Origin of the sequence: Amycolatopsis sp. EV170708-02-1 (assembly GCF_022479115.1) — a bacterium.
Taxonomy (GTDB): Bacteria; Actinomycetota; Actinomycetes; order Mycobacteriales; family Pseudonocardiaceae; genus Amycolatopsis.
Genome location: NZ_CP092497.1, coordinates 3,369,322 through 3,393,229, shown reverse-complemented (window position 1 = coordinate 3,393,229; position 23,908 = coordinate 3,369,322). Strand labels below are relative to the sequence as shown.

Here is a 23,908-nt window from a genome sequence, read left to right as displayed (position 1 = left end):
GGCCGGCACGACACCGGCCGCATCCTCCACCCAGCGAAGCGCCCCGACGTGAACTCCAGGCTGTCCGGGCACGACGACCCAGCCAACCTTTACCGACGAACCAGTGACCTGACCAGCACGGACAGTAAAAGTGGTAGCAAAGGTCCCTTGCTCCCCCGGACGGCGGCGCGCGAGGCGGCGAGTGGCATATTTTCGGTCTCTTGATCGAGACAGTGACCCATCACCTAGTGCGCCACGCCTCACACAGGCCAGTTCCATCACACGGCTGCGACCGAGGGGGTTAGCCTGGTAGGCGCATCAGCGGTGTTCAAGATCTCGAGACGGATAGAGGCGAGTCCAAGCCGTGTCCAGCAGCAGCCCTGCGTCACAATTCGGCCCCAACGAGTGGGTCGTCGAGGAAATGTACGACCAGTTCCTTGCCGACCCCAGCTCAGTCAATGCCGCCTGGCACGACTTCTTCGCGGACTTCAAGCCAACGCAGGACGCGCAGGCCAAGACTGACGACGCACGTCCGGCCCCCGCGGCTCCCGCCAAGGAGAGCGCGGCCTCCAACGGCCAGGCCACGAAGCCTGCCCCGAAGACCGAGCCCACCGCGAAGCAGACAGCCCCCGCGAAGGCCGCTCCGAAGGCCGAGGCGAAGCCCGCCCCGAAGGCGGCCGCCCCCAAGGCCGCCGAGAAGGCTCCCGCCAAGCCGGCCGAAAAGGACGCCGAGGCGGAGTCGAAGCAGCTCCGCGGCGCCGCGGCGGCGATCGCGAAGAACATGGACGCCTCGCTGTCCGTGCCGACGGCCACGAGTGTGCGCGCCGTCCCGGCGAAGCTGATGGCCGACAACCGCATCGTCATCAACAACCACCTCAAGCGCACGCGCGGCGGCAAGATCTCCTTCACGCACCTCATCGGTTACGCGATGGTCCGCGCGCTGAAGAACTTCCCGAACATGAACCGGCACTACCAGCTGATCGACGGGAAGCCGTTCGCGGTCACGCCGGAGCACGTGAACTTCGGTCTCGCGATCGACATGAAGGGCAAGGAAGGCGCCCGCACGCTCGTCGTGGCCTCCATCAAGGCCACCGAGAACATGACCTTCATGCAGTTCTGGCAGGCCTACGAGGAGATCGTCAAGAAGGCCCGCAACGGCAAGCTGACCGCCGACGACTTCGCCGGCACCACGATCTCGCTGACCAACCCCGGCGGCATCGGCACCAACCACTCGGTGCCGCGGCTGCAGGCGGGCCAGGGCGCGATCATCGGCGTCGGCGCCATGCAGTACCCGGCGCATTTCGAGGGCACCAGCGAGAAGGCGCTGGTCGACCTCGGCGTCTCGAAGATCATGACGCTGACCTCGACGTATGACCACCGCATCATCCAGGGCGCGGAGTCGGGCGAGTTCCTCAAGCGCATCCACGAGCTGCTGCTCGGCGAGGACGGCTTCTACGACGACGTCTTCACCAGCCTGCGCCTGCCGTACGAGCCGATCCGCTGGGTCGCCGACATCCCGGACGGCCCGGTCGACAAGACCGCGCGTGTCATCGAGCTGATCGACGCCTTCCGCATGCGCGGTCACCTGATGGCCGACACCGACCCGCTGAACTACCGGCAGCGCAGCCACGCCGACCTCGACGTCCTCTCCCACGGCCTGACCCTGTGGGACCTGGACCGCGAGTTCCCGGTCGGCGGCTTCGCCGGCCAGGAGCGGATGAAGCTGCGCGACATCCTCGGCGTGCTGCGCAACTCGTACTGCCGCACCGTCGGCATCGAGTACACGCACATCCTCGACCCCGAGGAGCGCCGCTGGATCCAGGACCGCGTCGAGATCCCGCACGAGAAGCCGGACCCCGCCGTCCAGAAGTACGTGCTCTCGAAGCTCAACGCCGCCGAGGCGTTCGAGACCTTCCTGCAGACCAAGTACGTCGGCCAGAAGCGGTTCTCCCTCGAAGGCGGCGAGACGGCGATCCCGCTGCTGGACACGCTGCTGGACAAGGCCGCCGAGCACGAGCTCGACGAGGTCGTCATCGGCATGCCGCACCGCGGCCGCCTGAACGTGCTCGCGAACATCGTCGGCAAGCCGATCGCGCAGATCTTCCAGGAGTTCGAGGGCAACCTCGACCCGGGCCAGGCGCACGGTTCCGGTGACGTGAAGTACCACCTCGGCGCCGAGGGCAAGTACTTCCGCATGTTCGGCGACGGCGAGACCAAGGTGTCGCTGACCGCGAACCCGTCGCACCTGGAGACCGTCGACCCGGTCCTCGAGGGCATCGTCCGCGCGAAGCAGGACATCCTCGACAAGGGTGGCGAGGGCTTCACCGTCCTCCCCGTCCTGATGCACGGCGACGCGGCTTTCGCGGGCCAGGGTGTCGTGGCCGAGACCCTGAACCTGGCGCTGCTGCGCGGGTACCGCACCGGCGGCACCGTGCACGTCATCGTCAACAACCAGGTCGGCTTCACCACCGCGCCCGAGCACTCGCGGTCGAGCCAGTACGCCACCGACGTCGCGAAGATGATCGGCTCGCCGATCTTCCACGTGAACGGCGACGACCCCGAGGCCGCGCACTGGGTGGCCAAGCTGGCCGTCGACTACCGCCAGGCGTTCCACAAGGACGTCGTGATCGACCTGATCTGCTACCGCCGCCGCGGCCACAACGAGGGCGACGACCCCTCGATGACCCAGCCGGCGATGTACGACATCATCGACACGAAGCGTTCGGTCCGGAAGACCTACACCGAATCGCTGATCGGCCGCGGCGACATCTCCGTCGAAGAGGCCGAAGCCGCGTTGCGCGACTTCTCCAGCCAGCTGGAGCACGTGTTCAACGAGGTCCGCGAGCTGGAGAAGCACCCGGCGAAGGCCAGCCCCTCGGTCGAGGAGGAGCAGCAGGTCCCGGCCAAGGTGCCCACGGCGACCACCACCGAGGTCATCGAGCACATCGGCGACGCGTTCCTCAACGTGCCCGAGGGCTTCACCCCGCACCCGCGGGTCAAGCCGGTCATGGAACGCCGTCACAAGATGTCCCGCGAAGGCGGCATCGACTGGGCGTTCGGCGAGCTGCTCGCCTTCGGTTCGCTGGCCATGGAAGGCCGCCTCGTGCGGCTGTCCGGCCAGGACTCCCGCCGCGGCACCTTCACGCAGCGCCACTCGGTGCTGATCGACCGCAAGACCGGCCAGGAGTACTCACCGCTGGCCAGCCTGGCCGAGAACCAGGGCCGCGTGATGATCTACGACTCGGCGCTGTCCGAGTACGCGGCGGTCGGCTTCGAGTACGGCTACTCCGTGGCCAACTCCGAAGCGCTGGTGATGTGGGAAGCGCAGTTCGGTGACTTCGTCAACGGCGCGCAGACCGTCATCGACGAGTACATCTCCTCCGGTGAGGCCAAGTGGGGCCAGCTCTCCGACGTCGTGCTGCTGCTGCCGCACGGCCACGAGGGCCAGGGCCCGGACCACACCTCCGGCCGCATCGAGCGTTTCCTCTCGCTGTGCGCCGAAGGCTCGATGACCGTCGCGGTCCCGTCGACCCCGGCGAACTACTTCCACCTGCTCCGCCGGCACGCCCTCGACGGGGTCAACCGCCCGCTGGTGGTCTTCACCCCCAAGTCGATGCTGCGCAACAAGGCCGCGACCTCGCAGGTCGAGGACTTCACCGGCCAGACGAAGTTCATGTCGGTCATCGACGACGCGGTTGTCGACCCGTCGAAGGTGCGCAAGGTCCTGCTGACCTCGGGCAAGCTGTACTGGGAGCTGGTGGCCGAGCGCACGAAGCGCGAGGCGAACGACGTCGCGATCGTGCGCGTCGAGCAGTACTACCCGCTGCCCAAGAAGAAGCTGCTGGCGGCGCTGGAGCGCTACAACGGCGCTCCCGCGGTCTGGGTCCAGGAGGAGCCGGAAAACCAGGGTGCGTGGCCGTTCTTCGGCCTGAACCTGCCGCGGAAGCTCCCGGAGGTGTTCTCCAGCCTGGACGTCGTGTCGCGCCGTCCGATGGCCGCCCCGTCGGCCGGTTCGTCCAAGGTGCACGAGGTCGAGCAGAAGGCGCTGATCGCGCGGGCCTTCGACTGATCGCCTGACGTGAGCTGAAAGGGCCCTTCACCGCATCTCATGCGGTGAAGGGCCCTTTCGCTGCGTCTGATGCGGGGAAAGCGTCCTTCAGCCGATCGCCTCGGAGGTCGCCCTCGCCATCTTCAGGGCGTTCTCCTTGCACACCGTCTGGTTGACCGTCCCGGACGGGTCGGGGCCGGTCACGATGATCTCGCCCTCGACGTTGCCCTGGTAGAACTTGATCTGGCACTGGCTCGGCGAATCGAGCTTGGTGTGCACGGCTTTGGTGGACTTCGCCATGGTGGGGATGAGCACGCCGCCATCGGTCACGGCGTTCTCGACCCCGGCCTTGGCCCAGGCCTCCCCCGCGCCCGAGCCCGGCTCCTTCGACTTCGACAGGTACATCGAAACGGTCGCCGACGGCGCGTTCGGTTCACGCCAGGAGCAGGACGACCGGGTGTAGGTGATCTCGTCGTTCGACGTGCTCGCCGGCTCCTCGCCCTTCGGCGTTTCGAGCGGCGGAAGGTTCCGCACCTTGCTCCCGATCCGCTCGCAGGCGGGCATGGAGGTGTACTTGTCCGGCGGCCCGCTCTTCTTCGACGAAGTCGGCGCGGCGGACGTCGACGAACCGGAGTCGGACAGCAGGAGGAAGGCCGCGACCCCGCCACCACCGAGCAGCACCACCGCGCCGATGACGAGCCCGACGATCAGTCCGGTGTTCGACTTCTTGGGCGGCGGCCCGTATCCGGGCTGCGGGTAGCCGGGATATCCCTGCGGTGGATACGGCTGCTGAGGTCCCTGCTGATAGGGCGGTCCGGGCTGCATGCGAGAGAGGTTAAAGCCTCGCGAAGGTCCTTAGTGGACGAACGCCGCAACTGGGCGCCGAATCACTCTCCGGAGACGGGAAGGCCCCCTTCCCAGCAGGAGGAAGGGGGCCTTCACGTACTCCAGGGGTGGATCAGACGGTCAACGACCAGCTGTTGAGCGAGCCGGTGTCGATCCGGTAGACGTCCTGGACCTTCAGCTTCCAGGCACCGTTGGCGGCCTCGGACGAGACGTTGGCGGTGTAGGTGGTGTTGATGTTGTCGGACGAGTCGTTGCTCGAACCCTTCAGGCGGTAGGAGCTGCCGTCCGGCGCGACCAGGTCGATGACGAGGTCACCGACGTAGGTGTGCGTGATGTTCACCGCGACCTTGGTGGTGGCCGAGGCGTTGCGGGCGCAGTTGGCGACGGTGATCGTGCTGGTCACCGCGGCACCGGCGTCGGGGATGGCGACGACGCCGCTGTTGGTCTGCGTGCCACAGGGGGTGGGCTCGGGGCCGGGGCCACCGCCGGTGCCCGTGTAGAGCAGCACGTTCGGCGAACCGGTGCCCGGGTTGGTCACCTTGTCCTTGGTGCCGTTGGCGACCAGCGCGTCACGGACCTGCTTCGGCGTGGCCGACGGGTTGGCGGAGGCGTACAGGGCCGCCGCGCCCACGACGTGCGGGGTCGCCATCGAGGTACCGCTGATGGTGTTGGTGCCGTTGTTCAGCCACGTCGACGTGATGCCGCTGCCCGGCGCGAAGATGTCGAGGCAGGTGCCGATGTTGGAGAAGCTCGACCGCGCGTCCGTGTTCGTCGTCGAGCCGACGGTGATCGCTTCCGGCGTGCGGGCGGGCGAGGTGTTGCACGCGTTGGCGCCGGTGTCGTTACCGGCCGCGACACCGTAGGTGATGCCTGCCGCGATCGACCGCTGGACGGCCTGGTCGAGGGTCGTCGAAGCGCCGCCACCGAGGCTCATGTTCGCGACGGCGGGCTTGACGGCGTTCGCGGTCACCCAGTCGACACCGGCGATGACGCCGGCGGTCGTGCCCGAACCGGAGCAGTTCAGCACGCGGACGGCGACGAGCTTGACGCCCTTGGCCAGACCGTGCGCGGTGCCGCCGATGGTGCCGGCGACGTGGGTGCCGTGGCCCTGGCAGTCCGTGGCGTCGTTGTCGTTGTCGACGGTGTCACGGCCGTGGGTCGCGCGCCCGCCGAAGTCGGGGTGCGTGGTGAGGATGCCGGTGTCGACGACGTACGCGGTGACGTTCGACGCCGTGGTGCTGTAGCTGTACTTCTGGTCCAGCGGAAGGCTCTGCTGGTCGACCCGGTCCAGGCCCCACGACGGCGGGTTCAGCTGGTCCGCCGAGATCGAGACGGTCTGGTTCTGCTCCACGTAGGCGACGGCGGGGTCGGCGGCGACGCGCTTCGCCTGCTTTTCGGTCAGCGCACCGGAGAAGCCGCGGACCGAAGACGCGAAGGTCTTCTCGACCGTGCCACCGTGGCGCTGGGTCACGCTCTTCGCGGTGGCTTCGACCGACGAGCCGTCCTTCAGCACGACGATGTAGCTGTCCTTGATCGCCTTGGCGCTACCCGCGTTGACGATCGAACCCTCGGCCGCCGACGCGACGGTGGTTCCGCCCAGCGCCGTCAGCACGGCGACGGCCGCGGCCAAACCGAAGGCGGGCAGTCGTCTCTTCAAGGTTCCCAGGGAATTGTTCAAGATATTCCTCCCAGGCAGGGGCGACCCACGGGCATGAAGAAGCCCGCCGGATCGTTGGGGTGACTCAGAGGTGAAGCGCGTTCCACTTAGGAGCGCAGGCTGAGACTAAGTGGCGATTTCACCCCAAGGAAGACCTTGCATTACGGACATCCCGGTAGTAATGGACGTCGCGTCGGCGCAGCTCGGGCACCGTTCAGCCCCCGCCTTTAGTCGCGTTTTGCGCCCGTACGGCCCACGAAGAATTGGGGATCCGCACATCTGGTGGTCGTTCTCCCGCCCTCCCGGCGTTTCACGCTCGTGGAAGTACACACGGATGGCCGCCTACGAAAGTCGTGACGCCGTCGGGCGGAAAACGATTTCCATCCTACCTTCGGATGGAGCACACTCTGGCGCATGCTGCTCCGACAGGAAATCCCGGCCGACCGCGATGCGATCCACGCCGTGCATCTGGCCGCGTTCGCGAAACTCAGTGTCCCGGTGGTCGAGGCGAAACTCGTCGACGAGCTACGAGAGGACGGCGACCTGATCGGCGCACTGTCCATCGTGGCCGAACGCGACGGCAAGGTCGTCGGGCACGTCTGCTGCAGCCCGGCGAAGCTCGGCGACGACGAGAAGTCGGCGGTCGGTCTCGGTCCGCTCGGTGTCCTTCCCGAGTACCACGCCTCCGGCGTCGGCTCCGCGCTCGTACACGCCGTGCTCGGCGCGGCGGACGCGCTCGGGTACGGCGCGGTGGTCCTGCTGGGCGACCCGAACTACTACTCCCGCTTCGGTTTCGTTCTCGCCGCACAGCACGGGATCACGCCGCCGGTCGCGGAATGGGCGCCGCACTTCCAGGTCCGCACCCTCCGCGCGTACACGCCGGAGCTCCAGGGCGAGTTCCGCTACTCGGCCGCCTTCGACCGCCTCTAGCCCCTCCCGCGTTTCGTCCTCTGGATGCGGTCCTTGCGCGTGCAACGACCGCGTTCAGAGGACGAAACGCATGGAGGGTCAGGCGGGCGCGAGGAGGTTGTTCCGGCGCAGGAACTCCTCGGCGACGTCGAGCGGGTTGCGTTTCTCTTCGCTGAACTGGACGTTCAGCTCGGTCAGCTGGTCGGTCGTGAGCGCCGCCGAAACCCGGTTCAGCGCGTCGACCTCCTTCGGTGACAACGTCCCCTTCGCCGCGAGCGGCACGATGTTCTGTGCGGGGAACATGTTCTTGTCGTCCACCAGCGGCACGAACCCGTTGGCGGCGATCGACGACGACGTGCTGAACAGATCGGCGACCTGGATGTCGCCGGATTTCAGCGCCGCGACCGTGACCGGGCCGCCGGTGTCGGTCGTGCGGATCTCGGCGAACTCGCAGCCGTAGAGCGACTTGATCTTGTCCTTCCAGCGGCTGCTCCATTGCCCGGGGCCGCCGAACACGAGTTCCTTGCACCGCTTGCCGAGATCGGAGAAGGTCCGGATACCGGAATCGGCGAGTTCCTTGCGCACCACCAGCAGGTCCTTGTCCTCCGCCGGCGCCTGTTCGAGGACTTCGAATCCCTGCGGCAACTTCTGTTTCAGCTGCGCGTAGACGTCCTGAGGCGTGGTCGCCTGCGTGTCCTTGTCGAAGTAGCGCAACAGGTTCCCGCTGTAGTCCGGCACCACCGAAAGCGATTTGTCCTGCAGTGCCTTGACGACGACCTCGCGGCTGCCGACCGGCGGGCGCACGGTCACGTTCTCCGCGCCCGCGTTGCGCAGCGCGCCCGCGTAGATCTGGGCCAGCAGAAGGCTTTCCCCGACATCGGACGCGCCGATGATGATGTCGCCGGACGCACCGCCCTCGGCTCCCCCGGCGAGCGGGTTGCCACAGCTCGCCGTCAGCAAGGCGATCCCGGCGAACAGCGCCGCCACCCTCCGCCTCATACCTTCGCCTTCTTCCCGCTCGCGGCCTGCGCCAGCCGAACTCCCTTGGGCACCAGCACCCGCTGGACGCCCGCCAGCGCGAGGTCCAGCACGACGGCCAGCAACGTCGTCAGCAAGGCGCCCGCGACCACCTGCGGATAGTCCAAAATGGCCAGTCCGTCGAGCAGGAACCGGCCGAGCCCGCCGAGCCCGACGTAGGCGGCCACGGCGGCCGTCGCCACCAGCTGCAGCACCGAGTTCCGCACCCCGCCGAGCACCAGCGGCAGCGAGATCGGCACCTCCACCTTCCACAACCGTTGCCAGCCGGTCATTCCGATGCCCTGCGCCGCGTCGACCACGCCGTGATCGGTCGCCTGCAGGCCCGCGTACGTCCCGGCGAGGATCGGCGGGATGGCGAGCACCACGAGGCCGATGATCGTCGAGAGCTCGCTTTCGGTGAAGAGCAGGAACAGGAAGGTCACCAGCCCCAGCGTCGGCAGCGCGCGGATCGCGTTGCCGCCGCTCACCAGCAGCACCGCGCCGCGACCGGTGTGCCCGACGTAGAGGCCGAGCGGGATCGCGATGATCAGCGCGAAGACCAGCGCCAGCGCCGTGTAGCCGAGATGCTGCAGCAGCCGGGCGGGGACGCCGTCGGGGCCCTGCCAGTGGGCCGGGTCGCCGAACCAGTTCAGCACGTCGCCGATCATTTCGCCCCCGCCGTGGTCGCCACCCGGTCCCAGGGTGTGAGGACATTGCGCAGCTGGACCAGCACCAGATCCACGATCAGCGCGAGCAGCAGGGTCGCGACGATCCCGACGACGATCGGCGAGAAGTACTCGCGCTGGAAGCCGTCGGTGAACAGCACGCCGAGCCCGCCGGTGCCGATCAGCGCGCCGACGCTGACCAGGCTGATGTTGCTGACCGAGGCCACCCGGACGCCCGCCGCGAGCACCGGCACCGAAAGCGGCAGCTCCACGGTGAGGAACCGGCGCGCGGGTTTGTAGCCGATCGCCGTGGCCGCGGCGACGACGTGCGGCGGGACGGCGTCGAGCGCGTCCAGCACCGGGCGCACGAGCAGGGCCGCGGTGTAGATCGTGAGCGCCACGATGACGTTGACGCTGTCGAGGATCTTCGAGCCGATGATGCCCGGGATCACCACGAACAAGGCGAGCGACGGGATCGTGTACAGCAGGTTCGCCACCACCAGCAGCACGGAACGCACCGCGGCGAACCGGTGGCCCAGCCAGCCCGCCAGCACCGCGATCACCAGGCCCAGCGCCAGCGGGACCAGCGAGAGATAGACGTGGTCGAGCAGGTCGCCGAAGAACTGCGACCTGTTGTTGGCGCTGCCCAGGTAGCGGCCGAGCTCCGCGAAGAAGTCCCCCATCAGGAACTCAGCGACGGCGTTTCGATCACCTCGAGGACTTGCTGGGCTCTGACCACGCCGAGGACCTTTTGGTCGGCGTCCACCACGACACCGAGGCTCGCGGGCGACGAAAGCGCCGCGTCGAGCGCGCCCCGGATCGGCGAACCCTGGAGGTACAGCGAACCGCCGGCGACGAGATCGGTCTCCGCGAGCTCTCCGTCCACAGTGGACCCCGGCCGCAGCCAGCCGCGCGGCTGCCCTTCGGCGTTGACCGCGACCTGCCAGTCGTCGGACGGGCCGGGGGCGGGCTTGCCGACCTCGACCCGCTTGACCTCTTCGACGACGATCCCTTCCGCCGAAAGGAAGGAGAGCCCGCGGTAGCCGCGGTCCTTGCCGACGAACGACGCGACGAAATCGTCGACGGGATGCCGCAGCACCTCCGACGGCGTGCCGTACTGCGCGAGCACCCCGCCGACGCGGAGCACCGCGATCTTGTCGCCGAGCCGCACGGCCTCGTCGATGTCGTGGGTGACGAACACGATCGTCTTGCCCAGCTGCGACTGCAGGCGCAGCAGTTCGTCCTGCAGTTCCTCGCGGACGATCGGGTCGACGGCGGAGAACGGCTCGTCCATCAGCAGCACCGGCGAATCCGCCGCGAGCGCCCGCGCGACGCCGACGCGCTGCTGCTGGCCGCCGGAAAGCTGGGCCGGGTACCGCTTGCCGAGTTCCGCGGGCAGACCGACGGTCTCGAGCAGTTCCGCCGCGCGTTTGCGCGCCTTGCCCTTGTCCCAGCCGGACAGCAGCGGCACGGTGGCGACGTTGTCCAGGACCGTCCTGTGTGGAAAGAGGCCGGCGTGCTGGATGACGTAACCGATGCCGCGGCGCAGCAACGCCGGGTCGCCGTCGCTGACGTCCTTGCCGTCGAGCAGCACCGTGCCCGAAGTCGGCTCGACCATCCGGTTGATCATCCGCAGCGACGTGGTCTTGCCGCAGCCGGACGGCCCGACGAAGACGGTGATGGTGCCGTCCTCCACGGTGAGGTTCAGGTCGTCGACCGCGACCGTCCCGTCCGGATACCGCTTGGTCACGCCACGGAACTCGATAGTCACGTGTCTCTCCCCATGTCTGGTCGAAAAACCGTAGCCCAGATCCTGCCTGTTGGCACGGTGTCCCAGGAGGCGGGTCACTAGGCTGCTGCCTGTGAGTTCCTCCGTCGATGACGTCCTCGCGGCGCACGGTGTCCACGTGCGACCGCTCCATCAGGTGATTTCCCTGCTCCGGACGGATTGGCGTGACCTCGGCGAGCTGGTCCGCGTCAGCACCGCGCCGCGCCGGAGTGTCGAAGACGTCCTGAACGCTCTCGGCGACGACCTCGAGCGGAACGAGTCCCGCTTGCGGCTCGCCCCCGCCGCCCGCGAGAAGTACGCGCACTTCGGGGCACGGGACCGGAAATCCGATCCCGACCTGCTGAAGACCATCACCAGCTACGTCGAGAACGTGCCCGCGCCGCTGGCCGCGCTCGATCACGTGCAGGCGACGCCGGAGACGGTGCTGAACCGGGCGCTGTGGCTGGACGAGCGCTACGACCTCGGCACAGCAAAGCTGCTGTTCCTCGGCGACCACGACCTCACTTCCCTGGCCGTGCGCGCGTTGCGGCCGGACGCGGACCTCACCGTCGTCGATCTCGACGATCGCGTGCTCTCCTACATCGACGAACTCAGTGAGCGGTCCGTCCGCACGCTGCACACGGATCTGCGCGTCGGCCTGCCGCCCTCGGTGACCGGGCGGATGGACCTCGTGTTCAGTGATCCGCCTTACACCCCCGAAGGAATGGGCCTGTTCGCGGCGCGCGGCGTTCAGGCGCTCGCCGAACCCTCGGACGGCCGGTTGCTGCTCGCCTACGGCTACAGCCCCGCCACCCCGCGCTGGGCGCGCAGGTGCAGCGGGCACTCGCGACGCTCGGGCTGACCTTCGAAGCGATCCTGCCCGGCTTCAACCGGTACTTCGGCGCGCAGGCGATCGGGAGCGCGGCGGACCTCTACGTCTGCCAGCCGACCGCGAAGTCGAAGAAGAACCGCGGCGGCAAGGGGAAGGCCGCGATCTACACGCACGGCCCGCAGTCGGTGGAGTCCGCCGGCGCGGCCAAGCCGTCGCTGCTGGAGAAGCTGCACGAGATCGCCACCGAGGGCGGGCTGGCCTTGGAGTCACGGCCGGTGGACTGGTCCGTTTCCGGGCCGGAAGGCGACGCGGTCGCGATGGACCTCTCGGCCGACCCCGGCCCGTGGCTGCTGCGGACCCTGCTGGGCACCAACGCGCGGCGGCTGGCGCTGCTGGTCCCGAACTCGCATCCCGATCTGACGAACGCCGAGGCGCAGGGCGCGCTGAACCGGCTGGTCGGGGCGAAGTACAAGCTGCGGTTGCTGCGGAGCGCCCCGGACAACCGGCACGCCGTCGTCGTCGCGGACGCCGTCGAGCACCAGGATGAGCTGCTGACCAGGGCGCACGCCCGGCTGGCGAACGTCTCGCTGGACGTTCCGCCGGAGCTGACGGACGCACGGCTGATCGACCTGCCGCGGCACCGGCTGGCGGAACTGCTCGCCTGAGGCGCGTGTCATCGGAACGTCATGAGCCGCTCCTAGGTTCGGTCCCATGAACCAGCCGTACGGGTTCGCCTACCCGCAACGCCCCAAGACCAGCGGTCTCGCGATCGCCACGCTCGTACTGGGCTTGGCCGGTTGCCTGGCGCTGCCGCTGCTGCCCGCGATCATCCTGGGCATCATCGCGCTCACCCAGACCGGCCCGGGAAAGCAGCAGGGCCGGGGCCTGGCGATCGGTGGCCTCGTGGCCGCCGGGTTCTGGGCCATCGGCTGGGTCGCCCTGCTCGGGAACACCATGGGGGACCCGGACCGCTACACGGCGAGCCCGACGGGCGCGAGTTGCGCGACGCCGCCGTCCGGGCACGCCAACGTCTGCACGTTGAAGCCGGGCGATTGCTTCCAGCAGCCCGCGGTCACGGGTACTTACACCAGCGTCGAACTCACCACGTGCGACCGCGCGCACAGCACCGAGGTGATCGGGGCTTTCACTGCGGCGGACGGCCCCTGGCCCAGCGGCGGGGAACTGAAAGCGGAGGCCTTGACGCACTGCCAGCGGATCATGGCGAAGAACGTGGACAGTCCGCGGCTCAACGCGGAGGGTGTCTACACCGACCTGGTCACCTGGAAGCCGGGGCGCGACGAGTGGAAGCACGGCGTGCGCACCGTCTTCTGCACGCTCCACTCGCCCGGTTCGGAGCTGACCGGTTCCGTCCTCGTCCCCGGTGCGGACCTCGCTGTCCCGACCGGCTGACGTGCGCGACCCCCGAACGCTGTGAGAGGTCCTTTCCGTGCGAAATTCGCAAGGAAAGGACCTCTCATAGCGCTTGAGCGAGCGTGAACGGGACCGTCACACCACGCCGTCGGCCTCCGCGGCCTTCGCGACCGCGGCGGCCACCTCGGGCGCGACGCGCGGGTCCAGCGGGCTCGGGACGATCCGGTCCGGGCCGAGGTCGTCCTGCGCGACCGCGAAGATCGCGTCGGCCGCGGCCAGCTTCATGTTCTCCGTGATCGCCCGCGCGCCGGAGTCGAGCGCGCCGCGGAAGACGCCGGGGAACGCCAGCACGTTGTTGATCTGGTTCGGGAAGTCGCTGCGCCCGGTCGCCACGATCTTGGCGTACCGCGACGCCGCGACCGGGTGCACCTCCGGGTCGGGGTTGGACAGCGCGAACACGATCGCGTCGTCGGCCATCCCGGCCAGCAGGGTCTCGTCGATGGTCGCCCCGGACAGGCCGAGGAAGACGTCGGCGCCCTTCAGCGCCTCGCCGAGGCCGCCGCGCAGACCGGCCGTGTTCGTGGTCTCGGCGAGCTTCTGCTTGATCGGGTTCAGGCCCTCGCGACCGGAGTGGATGATGCCGCGCGAGTCGAGCACGGTGACGTCCGCGACGCCGGCGTTCTGCAGGATCCTGGCGCAGGCCACACCCGCCGCGCCGGCTCCCGAGACGACCACGCGCTGGCCGGAGATGTCCTTACCGAGGACCTGGTTCGCCCCGCGCAGCGCGGCCAGCGTGACGATCGCCGTCCCGTGCTGGTCGTCGTGCATGACCGGGCAGTCGAGGGCCTCCTTGAGGCGGTCCTCCAGCTCGAAGCAGCGCGGCGCCGAGATGTCCTCCAGGTTCACCGCGCCGAACGACGGGCGCAGCCGGACCAGGGTCTCGATGATCTCGTCGACGTCGGTGGTGTCCAGCACCAGCGGGATCGAGTCGAGCCCGCCGAAGGTCTTGAACAGGACCGACTTGCCCTCCATGACCGGCAGCGAAGCGCTCGCGCCGATGTCACCGAGGCCGAGCACCGCCGTACCGTCGCTGACCACCACGACCAGCCTGTCCGCCCACGTGTACCGCTTCGCCTTGGCCGCGTCCTCGGCGATCGCCCGGCTCACCTTCGCCACCCCAGGCGTGTACGCGACCGAGAGGTCACGGGGCGAGGAGATCGGTCGCGTGGCGGCCACGGAGAGCTTGCCGCCCTCATGCCCCTCGAAGATCTCGGTGTCCGTCACTGGCGTGGTCATCGTGGTGGTTCCCGTCATTGCTTCCGCCGTGTCTAAGGACGGCGAAGTCTCGATTCGAGCGAAGGTCATTGGAATTTCTCCTGGGACTGCGAGCGGGGGAACTGGCCGGTGAGCAGGCCAAAATTGGGCATGGCCCGGCCACCTGGGGTAACTCGTCCTCCGACACGGCAGCCCAGCGCGGTAGCGCCGGCCTGTCGGCGAAGCGTCCAATCGGCCATCGGTGCCGTGGGTGTGGCGACGGCCGCGGACGCAGCGGTCCGATCATTGTGACAGGCGTGCGGACCAGTGTGCCCCTCTGGTGCGGTTGATGTCACAAACCGGCCCGGTTTTCCGCAGTTCAAAGGAGGTTTCGCAAGACGTCCATCCGGTTTGGGAAGGGCTCGTTAGCATTGGGGACATGCAAGCCAGGCGCCTCGGCATCCCCGATTGTTTCGAGTTCACCCCGCGGACTTTCCCCGATCACCGCGGCCTGTTCGTCGCGCCGTTCCAGGAAGAAGCGTTCGTCGAAGCGGTCGGGCACCGGCTGCGTCTCGGGCAGACCAACACCAGCGTCTCGCGCCGCGGGTCCATCCGCGGCGTGCACTTCGCGGACACCCCGCCAGGGCAGGCGAAATACGTGTACTGCCCGAGCGGTTCGCTGCTGGACGTCATCGTGGACCTCCGGGTCGGCTCGCCCACCTTCGGCGAATGGGCGTCCGTCGTGCTCGACAGCACCGAGTACAAAGCGGTCTACATCGCCGAAGGCCTTGGCCACGCCTTCATGGCGCTCGAAGACGAGACGGTCATGGCGTACCTCTGCTCCGAGCCGTACAACCCGGCGGGCGAACACGGCGTCAACCCGATGGACACGGATCTCGCGCTGCCCTGGCCCCAGGACATCGAACCCGTCGTGTCCGAAAAGGACACCGCTGCGCCCTACCTGAAAGAGGCGTTGGAGCAGGGACTGCTGCCGCGGTACGACGACTGTGTGGCGTACTACGAGAAGCTGCGCGCCGCGAACTGAGCTAGCGCGCCACGTCTTCGGCCAGCACCCGTTCCACGTTCCGTTCCGCCAGCGCGGTGATCGTGACGAAGGGGTTCACGCCGGTACTTCCCGGGATCAGCGATCCGTCGGTCACGTAGAGGTTCCGGTAGCCCTTCACGCGGCCGTACGAGTCGGTGGCCTCGCCCAGCACCAAACCACCCAGCGGGTGATAGGTGAACCGGTTCTCGAACGACCGTGTGTCCCCGAACAGGTCGCTGCGGTAGATCGTGCGATTCGCCCGGTTGACCTTGTCGAACAACGACTTCGCCGCGTCGATCGACGGCTTCCCCTGCGAAGCGCGCCAGTGGAGCCGCGCGGAGTCGCTCGCGGCGTCGTAGGTGAAATGGCCGCGCTCGGAGTTCTTCGTGATCGCCAGGTACAGGCTCAGCCAGGTCTCGACCCCGGCGGGCACCGGCGCGACCTCGGCGAACACCGGGTTCACCGGGTCGTCCCACGCGTCGATGCCGAGCGCGGGCATACCCGACTGCAGCGATCCGCCGAGATCCCACGCGTGGTTGGCGCGGCCCAGCATCACGTTGCCGTTGGTGCCCCAGCCGCGGCCGACCGCGTCGCCGAGTTCGGGCAGCGTCCCGGTTTCCCGCGCCCGCACGAGCAGCTCCGTCGAACCGAGGCTGCCGGCGCCGAGGAACAGGTATTTCGCGCCGAGCTGCTTCCTCGCCACGATCGCGCCGTCTTCGGAGGTCTCGTGCACGGTGAGGACGTACGTGCCGTCGGTCTGCCGAGTGATCCCGCGGACCTCGTGCAGCGTCTTGATGGTCACCTTCCCGGTGCCCAGCGCGGCCGCGAGGTAGGTCTTGTCGAGGGACCGTTTGCCGTGGTTGTTGCCGTAGATGACCTCGGACGCGAGCGCCGACCTCGGCACCGTGCCCGCTTCTTCCCGTTTCATGTACTCGAAGTCGTAAACGCTGGGCACGAAAACCGTCTTGAGGCCCGCGCGCGTCGCGGCCTTCCGGGACACCCTCGCGTAGCGGTAGGAACGGCAGGTTTCGAACCAGTGCGGGTCGATGTGGTTCACGCCGAGGGCCTGGTTGGCCCGCGGGAAATACTTCCCGTACATCTCGTCCGCGTCGACGGCGGGCAGGATCTCCTCGAAGTACGACCGCTTCGGTGTCACGGCCATCGCGCCGTTGACCAGCGAACCGCCGCCGACGCCGCGTCCGACGTAGACGGACATGTCGCCGTGGCTCACCCGGTCGAGGACGCCGGGGTACCGGCCGATGTCCCGGTTCGCCAGGTCCATCCAGAGAAACGACGCGAGCGGGGCCTGCGTGCGGTTCTTGAACCACGCGGCGCGGCGGTCCGGCCGGAGCATGTCGCAGAAGACCTTGCCGTCCGGCCCGGGGTCGGCCCACAGTTTGCCCATTTCGAGCATGACCGTGGGAATCCCCGCCTCGCCCAGGCGGAGCGCGGTGACCGCGGCGCCGTAGCCGGTGCCGATGACCACGGCCGTCGAGAAACCCGGGGACGTTTCTTCGGCCTGTGCGGTGGAAATCGTGGTCAGCCCGAGAGCGGCGGCGGAGTTGAGCGCGGTGTACCCGAGGAACTTGCGGCGCGACAGTGGGGACATGGGCCGATGATCGCCCGCTGTTCGAGCCGCCTTCAAGAGCGAATCCGAAGCCGATTCGCGTCAGCTGGGTAAACACCGTTTATTTTCACTCGAACGTGGCGATTCAGGGGTCCCTTGGGTGGCTTCCCCGATGTGGCCCAAACCGGCACAGACCACTCTTTCGAGGCATGAGACGTCTTCTCGCCGCGACCGCGGCCGCACTGTCCGCAGCCGCCCTCTTCGCCTTCCCCGCCCAAGCCTCCGCGGCGGCGTTGCCCGACTTCGACTTCTCCGCCTGCCCCGCTCCGCCCGCCGACGCCGACCCCGGCACATGGCGTTGCGAAGCCTTTGTCGCCCAAGGAGCCCTGACCATCGGCGATCGCGAGATCCCGCTCGGGGAGATGCGGCTGACGTTCTCCGAAGGCAAAGTGGACGGGAAATACGCGCAGGTGTTCGGGGAACTGCGGCACGCTCCGGCCCGGATCCGCGACACTTTCGGCGCGACCTTGCAGCTGAAGTACGGCGGCTACTCGGACTTCCAGTCGAACGACGAGCGCCGCGGCGAGCTGGACCTCTACGCCTCCCTGCGGCATCCCTTGCTGCCCAAGGAATGCACGATCGGCACCCTCGGCGCGCCGCTGCACTCGGTGGTCGAGGACGACCCCGCGGTCCCGTTCGAGGTGATCTCCAAGAAGCCGGCGACGGTGCGGTTCGGCGTCGTCGACTCGCAGCTCGCCCTGCCGCGCACGACCGGCTGCGGCCCGCTGGCGCGAGTGGCCGACGAGCTGCTCGGCCTCCCGTCGGCGAGCGGGCGGAACACCTTCAAAATGGCCACTTACGTGCAGTTCAAGCCCCTCTGACCACCCGCGTTTCGCCCTCTGAATGCGGTAGTTGCACGCGCAAGGACCGCATCCAGAGGACTAAACGCGAGAGAAGCGCGCGCTGGGTGCCCACCGCCGGTGCGCGGACGGCCGGCACGCGTGACCGGACGGACGCCTCTCGTGACTGGATGGACGACACGCGTGATCGAACGGCCGACTCCCGCACGGCCGAGGTCCGCCGCGAGTCGTCCGTCTGGACACGTGTGTCGTCCGCCGGATCACGTGTGTCGTCCACACAGTCACGCGAAGGCATTCGAGGGGACCGGGCGCGAAGGTGCCTACTTCTTCTTGGTCACCCAGATGGTGATGGTCGCGGTCACGACGGGCTTCCCGTTCGTGTCCGTGATCGTCACCGGCACGGGCAGCTCGAAGCCCTCGTCGCCGAATTCCGGCAGCTCCGGCAGCTCGGCGACGGCACGCAGGCTCGTCTCTGCCTTCGCCACGTACGCGACCGTCATGCCCTTCGGCAGCCACCGATGCGTCGTCGGCACGGTCGCCTCGGCGAGCATGCCCATCGCGATCTCGGCGAGGTTGCAGGCCGCGATCGCGTGAAAGGTCTTGATGTGGTTGTAAACACCCCACCACTTCGGGGCCGTCACCTCGCACCGGCCGGGACCCAGGTCGCGCACCGACGGGAGCACCGTCCGGAAGTACGGCACACGCAGGCACATCGCCGCCGAGAACAGCTGTTTGCCGACCGGTTTGCCCGCCAGCCGGTTCCACATCGCGTAGGTCGGATTCTGCGCCATCACGGTCTCCTCATCATGTTACTCACCAGTAGCATAACCGGACGGCAGGCTATATTCGCAACGTGGCACATCGGCTCTTCCTCCTCCGGCATGGTCAGACCGAGTGGTCCGTCAACGGACGGCACACCGGACGCACCGACATCCCGCTCACGGCCGCCGGCGAGGGGCAGGCCCGCGCGGCGGGCGGCACCCTGCGCGCCGTTCTCGGCGGCAGCCCGGCGCTGGTCCTCTCCAGCCCCCGCACCCGGGCGTTGCGCACGGCCGAGCTGGCCGGCCTGCGCGTCGACGAGGTCACCGAAGAACTGTCCGAATGGGACTACGGCGACTACGAGGGCATCACCACCCCGGTGATCCGGGAGACCGTTCCGGGATGGACGGTCTGGTCGCACCCGATTCCCGGCGGTGAGAGCGCGGAAGACGTCAACGCCCGCGCGGACAAGCTGATCGAACGCGTCCGCGAACCGCTCGGCGAAGGTGACGTGATCCTGGTCGGCCACGGGCATTTCAGCCGCGTCCTGGTCGCGCGCTGGATCGGCCTCCCGTCGACGGCGGGCGTCCACTTCGGACTCGACCCGGCCGGCGTCGCGGTACTCGGCGACGAACGCGGCGAGCCGCAGATCGAACACCTCAACCTGCTCCCCACGACGGAGGACTAGTGGCCGACGACCGAATCCGGCGTATCCGCGAAGAAGACGTCGACGCCGTCGTCCGGCTCGTCTACGACCTCGCCGAGTTCGAGCGCGCCCCGGACGAGTGCCACCTCACGCCCGAGCAGCTGCGCGCCGCGCTGTTCGGCGAGGCGCCGGCCCTGTTCGGGCACGTCGCCGAGGTCGGCGGCGAGATCGTCGGCTACGCGCTCTGGTTCCTCAACTTCTCCACCTGGCGCGGCGTGCACGGCATCTACCTGGAGGACCTCTACGTCCGCCCCGAACAGCGCGGCTCCGGCCTCGGCAAGGCGCTACTGGCCACCCTCGCGGCGGTCTGCGTCGAGCGCGGCTACGCCCGGCTCGAATGGTCGGTGCTCAACTGGAACCCGGCGCAGGGGTTCTACAAGTCACTCGGCGCGGTGCCGATGGACGAATGGACCGTCGACCGCCTCACCGACGAACCCCTGAAGGCGCTCGCCGCCCAGATCTAGGTGTAACTCGCGTGCTTGAAGGCGTATCTCGCGAGTTACGCCTTCAAGCACGCGAGTGCGGAGTCAGGAGTCGCGCTCTTCGCGTTCGCGGCGCGCCGCGCGACCCGCGGCACCGTCCCGCTCGGCGGCTTCCTCTTCGGTCTCGCCTTCCTGCATCCCGAGCGCCCACGCGCGCGAAGGGCGGCGGAACAGCAGCACGATGACGGCGACACCGACCAGCCCCAGCGGCACTCCCCACAACGGCTGCCCGGACGGGCCCGCGCCGTACCAGCCGACGCCCACCAGGATCAGCGCGACGACCACGCCGGGCGACCTCGCCCACGTCTTCCCCATCATCAGCCCGGCCGCGCAGGCCAGCGTCCCGGCGGCGAGGACGAGGTAGTAGGCGACTTCGGCCAGGAGGTTCTCCGGTCCGGCCCGGCCGTTGACCAGGAGCAGGATCGCGAACACGATCAGGGCGAGCCCCGGCAGCGCGGTGACGGCGCCGGCGAGGCGGACTTCACGGGGCGCGGGCGAGAGCTTGTCGGCGATGGACACGGCGAAACAGCCTTCCAGGCTTCCGGACACGGCGCCCCACCAGGGCGGGTCACCGTACGTGAGCACTTTCGATCGTATGCCACCCGGTCGGCCGGTTTCCCCTCGCCGCCGCATGGGAAGAATTGGAAGTGTCGTCGATGAGCGGGCGGTCGGCCCGGGTGCACTTGTCACGACGCGCGAGAGCCGCCGGCGATGAGGAGGAACGCCCGCCACAGGGGTCATACGGTGCTGCTTCGAGGACGCACGGGCCACTGAGCTTCGCGTCACCTGACGCTCCCCTCTTCGGGCCGAAGGGGCTTACCCTGCGGTATGTGCGTGCCATCCTCGTCGTGAATCCCCAGGCCACCTCGACCACCGCCGGTGGCCGTGACGTGCTGGCGCACGCACTGGCCAGCCAGGTCAAACTCGACGTGGTGGAGACCGACTACCGCGGCCACGCGATGGCCGTGGCGCGTTCCGCCGCCCGCGACGGGATCGACCTGGTGGTCGCCCACGGCGGCGACGGCACGGTCAACGAGGTCGTCAACGGTCTCCTCGCGGACTCCGACGGCGATCCGGCGCGGGTCGGCGACGTCCCCATGCTCGGCGTCGTACCGGGCGGCTCGGCGAACGTCTTCGCCCGCGCGCTCGGGATCGCGCACGATCCCGTGGAAGCCACCCATCAGCTCCTCAACGCCATCGAGAACGACCGAAGCCGCAAAGTCGGCCTCGGGATCGCCGACGGCCACTGGTTCACCTTCAACGCCGGCATGGGCTGGGACGCCGACGTCGTCGGCCGCGTGGCCAAGCGCCGGGGAAAGCAGACCACCGCGGGGCTCTACCTGAGGGCCGCGGTCGCGTCGCATCTGCGGCCGCCGCTCGGCCGTCCGCCCCTCACGGTCCGCATCCCGGGTGAAGAGCCCACCGAAGTGCTGACCGCTTTCGTGTCGAACACCGATCCGTGGAGCTACCTGGGCGACCGCCCCGTCCATCTGAACCCGGACAGCTCGTTCGACACCGGACTGGGCCTTTTCGCGTTGAGCGGTCTGGGATTGCCCACCGTGTTCAAGCATGTACGGCAGGCATTGCTCACTAAGAGCGATCAACGCGGGCGACGTCTCCTTCGTCACGATGACCTGCCGATGATCCGCATAGACGCTGCTGAACCGGTAAACTTCCAGGTGGACGGCGACCTCGTCGGCCAGCGGAAGAGGGTGGAGTTCTTCAGCGTCCCGGAAGCACTGACGGTAATCGTCTGACGACCGGACCGCTGATCGCCTGCGGCAAAGTACGAACTGCCGCTCATCGACGCAGAACCTCCGCTCACCGCATCGGCCTTCCCATCGGAAGGCCGTTTCGGAACGAAACCGCAGGTCAGAAGCGTCGCTCGGCCGGGTGAGCTGACTCACCGATCTTCAGAAAACCCTTGTCGAAACGGGTGCTTCGTGAAAGCATTCACAAGCACCCAAAAAAACGACCGCCATGACGACTATGGCGCGGAGTACCGCGCCGTTATGAAGGAGCTCAGAAACATGGACTGGCGCCACGACGCGGCCTGCCGAGACGAGGACCCCGAGCTGTTCTTCCCCGTGGGAACCAGCGGTCCTGCTCTGTCGCAGGTAGCGCAGGCGAAGGCCGTGTGCCACCGCTGCACCGTCGCTTCCGACTGCTTGGCCTGGGCATTGGCCAGCGGGCAGGACGCAGGCGTCTGGGGCGGGATGAGCGAGGACGAGCGACGGGCCCTGAAGCGCCGTCGTACGCACATCGGCACGCGTACCTCCGCCTGAGTCTTTCGGACTCAGCACGCTTCATCGCATTACTCACAACTGAGCAAGACCCCAAGCTTCGGGAAACTCCCGCGGCGCAGTGGCCGTATGGCCGTGCGCTGCGAGGTGACACGTACCCGACTTGAGCTTAACAAGCGAGGCCGACACGCCCCCACGGGGGTACGGCTTCAGCGGACTTTTCCCAAGTCCTCCCGCGGAACCGTTACAGGGCCGGCGCCACTTCTCTTCGGGCGCCGGCCCTAAAACGTGTCCGGGTGGGACTGTCCTTTGAGGACGATCAAAAGGGACAGTCCACTCCAGACCCCGTGAGACCGGAATTCACAGACGTCGGGACAGCGGGATCCGCAACGCCGCTTCGGTGCCCACCCGGCGGGCGCCTTCTTCGGAATCCCCGCGCAGTCCCCGGATCGACAGCGATCCGCGCAGTTCCGACTCCACGAGGGTCCGCACGATCTGGAGCCCGAGGCCGTCGCTGCGTTCCAGCGAGAACCCCGACGGCAGCCCGCGCCCGTTGTCGCGGATGACGACGTCGAGCCAGCGCGCCGAGCGCTCCACCTCGAGTTCGACCTTGCCCGGCCGTCCGTCGGGGAAGGCGTGCTCGATGGCGTTCTGGACCAGCTCGGCCAGCACCATCACCAACGGCGTCGCGATCTCGGCGACGACGACACCGAACGAGCCCGTGCGCGAAAGCCCGACCTGCGATTCGGCGGTCGCGACCTCGCCGACCATCGGGAGGACGTTGTCGAGCAGCTTGTCGAGATCGACCCGTTCGTCCACCGAGATGGACAGCGCCTCGTGCACCATCGCGATCGACGAGACCCGGCGCACGGATTCGCCGAGCGCGAGCCGCGCCTCCTCGCTGGACGTGCGGCGCGACTGGAGCCGCAGCAACGCGGCGACGGTCTGCAGGTTGTTCTTCACCCGGTGATGGATCTCGCGGATGGTCGCGTCCTTCGACAGGAGGGCACGGTCACGGCGCTTCACCTCGGTGACGTCGCGCACCAGCACCAGCGCGCCCGCGGGCTGCCCGGCGGGCCGCAGCGGCAGCGCACGGAACAGCACGACGGCGCCGCGCCGCGAGTCCGCTTCCGTCCGGCTGCTGGGCTTGCCGTCGAGCGCCTCGATGATCCGGTGCGACACCTCGGTCGCGTCGAACGGGTCGCGGATGAGCGACCTGGTCAACGGCGCGAGACGCTGGCCGACGAGGTCGGATTCGTGCCCCATCCGGTGATAGGCCGACAACCCGTTCGGGCTGGCGAAGACCACGGTGCCGGTCGGGTCGAGGCGGATGAGACCGTCGCCGACCCGCGGACTGGTGTGCGTGTCCGTCTGGTTCCCCGGGCTGGGGAAGGTGCCGTCGACGATCATCTGGCACAGGTCGCCCGCGCTGCCGAGATAGGCGATCTCGAGCGGGCTCGGCACCCGCGAAGCGGCCAGGTTGGTCTCGCGGCTGAGGACGGCGATCACCGTGCCGCCGAACACCACCGGGATGGCCTCGCGCCGCATCGGCAGGTCGCGGTACCAATGCGGGTCCTCTTCGCGGCAGATCCGCACCTCGCGGCTCGCCTTGGCCAGCTGCGGATGCTCGTCCTCGGTGAACCGGGAGCCGACGACGTCCTCCGGATGGGCCGTCGGCGCCGTCGTCGGGCGCGCGTGCGCGACACACACGTAGTCGCCGCCGTCGGGCTGCAGCTCCTCCGAGACGGCGACCCAGAGCAGGAAGTCGGCGAAGGACAGGTCGGCGAGCAGCTGCCATTCGGCGACCACGGTCTGGAGATGGTCCGCGGCTTGACCGGACAGGCCGGTGTTCTCCGCGAGCAGATCGGAAAGGGTGGACACGTCCCCATCCAAGCAGGGT

At 68.4% G+C, this 23,908-nt stretch carries 20 protein-coding genes and 1 pseudogene; 10 read left to right on the top strand and 11 right to left on the bottom strand.

The features are described from left to right. The first annotated feature begins 343 nt into the window (after positions 1–343). The gene (locus tag MJQ72_RS15820; protein WP_240599872.1) at positions 344–4,048 is read left to right on the top strand and encodes a multifunctional oxoglutarate decarboxylase/oxoglutarate dehydrogenase thiamine pyrophosphate-binding subunit/dihydrolipoyllysine-residue succinyltransferase subunit; all 3,705 of its coding nucleotides are present in this window, start codon (positions 344–346) and stop codon (positions 4,046–4,048) included. Positions 4,049–4,135: 87 nt separating this feature from the next. Here MJQ72_RS15820 and MJQ72_RS15815 read toward each other — a convergent pair whose 3' ends face one another. Together MJQ72_RS15815 and MJQ72_RS15810 are read right to left on the bottom strand one after the other, a co-directional pair. After that, positions 4,136–4,852: a hypothetical protein gene (locus MJQ72_RS15815; RefSeq protein ID WP_240599871.1), complete on the bottom strand. Its 717-nt coding sequence runs from the start codon at positions 4,850–4,852 to the stop codon at positions 4,136–4,138. Between the two features lie 133 nt (positions 4,853–4,985). Beyond that, complete coding sequence (locus MJQ72_RS15810) at positions 4,986–6,551, bottom strand: S8 family peptidase (protein WP_240599870.1); 1,566 nt, start codon at positions 6,549–6,551, stop codon at positions 4,986–4,988. 393 nt (positions 6,552–6,944) lie between these two features. On the opposite strand from MJQ72_RS15810, the gene MJQ72_RS15805 reads away from it, so the two are divergent. Continuing rightward, the gene (locus MJQ72_RS15805; RefSeq protein WP_240599869.1) at positions 6,945–7,460 is read left to right on the top strand and encodes a GNAT family N-acetyltransferase; all 516 of its coding nucleotides are present in this window, start codon (positions 6,945–6,947) and stop codon (positions 7,458–7,460) included. Between the two features lie 78 nt (positions 7,461–7,538). On the opposite strand, the gene MJQ72_RS15800 is transcribed toward MJQ72_RS15805, so the two are convergent. Genes MJQ72_RS15800 through MJQ72_RS15785 form a run of 4 tightly spaced genes read right to left on the bottom strand, consistent with a single transcriptional unit; the run spans position 7,539 to position 10,892 of the window. After that, complete coding sequence (locus MJQ72_RS15800; RefSeq protein ID WP_240599868.1) at positions 7,539–8,438, bottom strand: ABC transporter substrate-binding protein; 900 nt, start codon at positions 8,436–8,438, stop codon at positions 7,539–7,541. Further along, positions 8,435–9,124, bottom strand: coding sequence for an ABC transporter permease (locus MJQ72_RS15795; protein WP_240599867.1), 690 nt, complete (start codon positions 9,122–9,124; stop codon positions 8,435–8,437). Before MJQ72_RS15795 ends, MJQ72_RS15800 begins: the two co-directional genes overlap by 4 nt. Further along, positions 9,121–9,804 (bottom strand): ABC transporter permease, encoded by a 684-nt coding sequence (locus MJQ72_RS15790; protein ID WP_240599866.1) that lies wholly within the window; start codon positions 9,802–9,804, stop codon positions 9,121–9,123. The genes MJQ72_RS15795 and MJQ72_RS15790 overlap by 4 nt, the downstream gene beginning before the upstream one ends. Continuing rightward, on the bottom strand, positions 9,804–10,892 hold the full coding sequence (locus MJQ72_RS15785; protein WP_240599865.1) for an ABC transporter ATP-binding protein: 1,089 nt from the start codon (positions 10,890–10,892) through the stop codon (positions 9,804–9,806). The genes MJQ72_RS15790 and MJQ72_RS15785 overlap by 1 nt, the downstream gene beginning before the upstream one ends. A 91-nt stretch (positions 10,893–10,983) precedes the next feature. Here MJQ72_RS15785 and MJQ72_RS15780 point away from each other — a divergent pair. Next, positions 10,984–12,386 (top strand): annotated as a pseudogene (locus tag MJQ72_RS15780) (bis-aminopropyl spermidine synthase family protein). Positions 12,387–12,432: 46 nt separating this feature from the next. After that, the gene (locus tag MJQ72_RS15775) at positions 12,433–13,131 is read left to right on the top strand and encodes a DUF4190 domain-containing protein (RefSeq protein ID WP_240599864.1); all 699 of its coding nucleotides are present in this window, start codon (positions 12,433–12,435) and stop codon (positions 13,129–13,131) included. Positions 13,132–13,227: 96 nt separating this feature from the next. Here MJQ72_RS15775 and MJQ72_RS15770 read toward each other — a convergent pair whose 3' ends face one another. Further along, positions 13,228–14,388, bottom strand: coding sequence for an NADP-dependent malic enzyme (locus MJQ72_RS15770; protein WP_240599863.1), 1,161 nt, complete (start codon positions 14,386–14,388; stop codon positions 13,228–13,230). 397 nt (positions 14,389–14,785) lie between these two features. On the opposite strand from MJQ72_RS15770, the gene MJQ72_RS15765 reads away from it, so the two are divergent. Further along, positions 14,786–15,391 (top strand): dTDP-4-dehydrorhamnose 3,5-epimerase family protein, encoded by a 606-nt coding sequence (locus tag MJQ72_RS15765; RefSeq protein WP_240599862.1) that lies wholly within the window; start codon positions 14,786–14,788, stop codon positions 15,389–15,391. A 1-nt stretch (position 15,392) separates the two neighbouring features. On the opposite strand, the gene MJQ72_RS15760 is transcribed toward MJQ72_RS15765, so the two are convergent. Continuing rightward, complete coding sequence (locus MJQ72_RS15760) at positions 15,393–17,000, bottom strand: GMC oxidoreductase (protein ID WP_240599861.1); 1,608 nt, start codon at positions 16,998–17,000, stop codon at positions 15,393–15,395. Positions 17,001–17,167: 167 nt separating this feature from the next. Between MJQ72_RS15760 and MJQ72_RS15755 the strand changes: the two genes are divergently transcribed. Beyond that, complete coding sequence (locus MJQ72_RS15755) at positions 17,168–17,839, top strand: hypothetical protein (protein WP_240599860.1); 672 nt, start codon at positions 17,168–17,170, stop codon at positions 17,837–17,839. A 299-nt stretch (positions 17,840–18,138) separates the two neighbouring features. Here MJQ72_RS15755 and MJQ72_RS15750 read toward each other — a convergent pair whose 3' ends face one another. Continuing rightward, positions 18,139–18,609 (bottom strand): hotdog fold domain-containing protein, encoded by a 471-nt coding sequence (locus MJQ72_RS15750; RefSeq protein ID WP_240599859.1) that lies wholly within the window; start codon positions 18,607–18,609, stop codon positions 18,139–18,141. A gap of 62 nt (positions 18,610–18,671) precedes the next feature. Between MJQ72_RS15750 and MJQ72_RS15745 the strand changes: the two genes are divergently transcribed. Then, positions 18,672–19,265 carry an acid phosphatase gene (locus MJQ72_RS15745; protein ID WP_240599858.1) on the top strand — a complete coding sequence of 198 codons (594 nt, stop codon included), beginning with the start codon at positions 18,672–18,674 and terminating at the stop codon, positions 19,263–19,265. Continuing rightward, complete coding sequence (locus tag MJQ72_RS15740) at positions 19,265–19,747, top strand: GNAT family N-acetyltransferase (RefSeq protein ID WP_240599857.1); 483 nt, start codon at positions 19,265–19,267, stop codon at positions 19,745–19,747. Before MJQ72_RS15745 ends, MJQ72_RS15740 begins: the two co-directional genes overlap by 1 nt. 63 nt (positions 19,748–19,810) lie before the next feature. Here MJQ72_RS15740 and MJQ72_RS15735 read toward each other — a convergent pair whose 3' ends face one another. Next, positions 19,811–20,350, bottom strand: coding sequence for a hypothetical protein (locus tag MJQ72_RS15735; protein ID WP_016337065.1), 540 nt, complete (start codon positions 20,348–20,350; stop codon positions 19,811–19,813). A gap of 245 nt (positions 20,351–20,595) precedes the next feature. On the opposite strand from MJQ72_RS15735, the gene MJQ72_RS15730 reads away from it, so the two are divergent. Next, positions 20,596–21,522 carry a diacylglycerol kinase family protein gene (locus MJQ72_RS15730; RefSeq protein ID WP_240599856.1) on the top strand — a complete coding sequence of 309 codons (927 nt, stop codon included), beginning with the start codon at positions 20,596–20,598 and terminating at the stop codon, positions 21,520–21,522. Positions 21,523–21,795: 273 nt separating this feature from the next. Beyond that, entirely contained in the window at positions 21,796–22,050 is a 255-nt protein-coding gene (locus MJQ72_RS15725) for a WhiB family transcriptional regulator (RefSeq protein WP_007028999.1), read from the top strand. A gap of 318 nt (positions 22,051–22,368) precedes the next feature. Here MJQ72_RS15725 and MJQ72_RS15720 read toward each other — a convergent pair whose 3' ends face one another. Then, complete coding sequence (locus MJQ72_RS15720) at positions 22,369–23,889, bottom strand: sensor histidine kinase (protein WP_240599855.1); 1,521 nt, start codon at positions 23,887–23,889, stop codon at positions 22,369–22,371. Between the last annotated feature and the right edge of the window lie 19 nt (positions 23,890–23,908).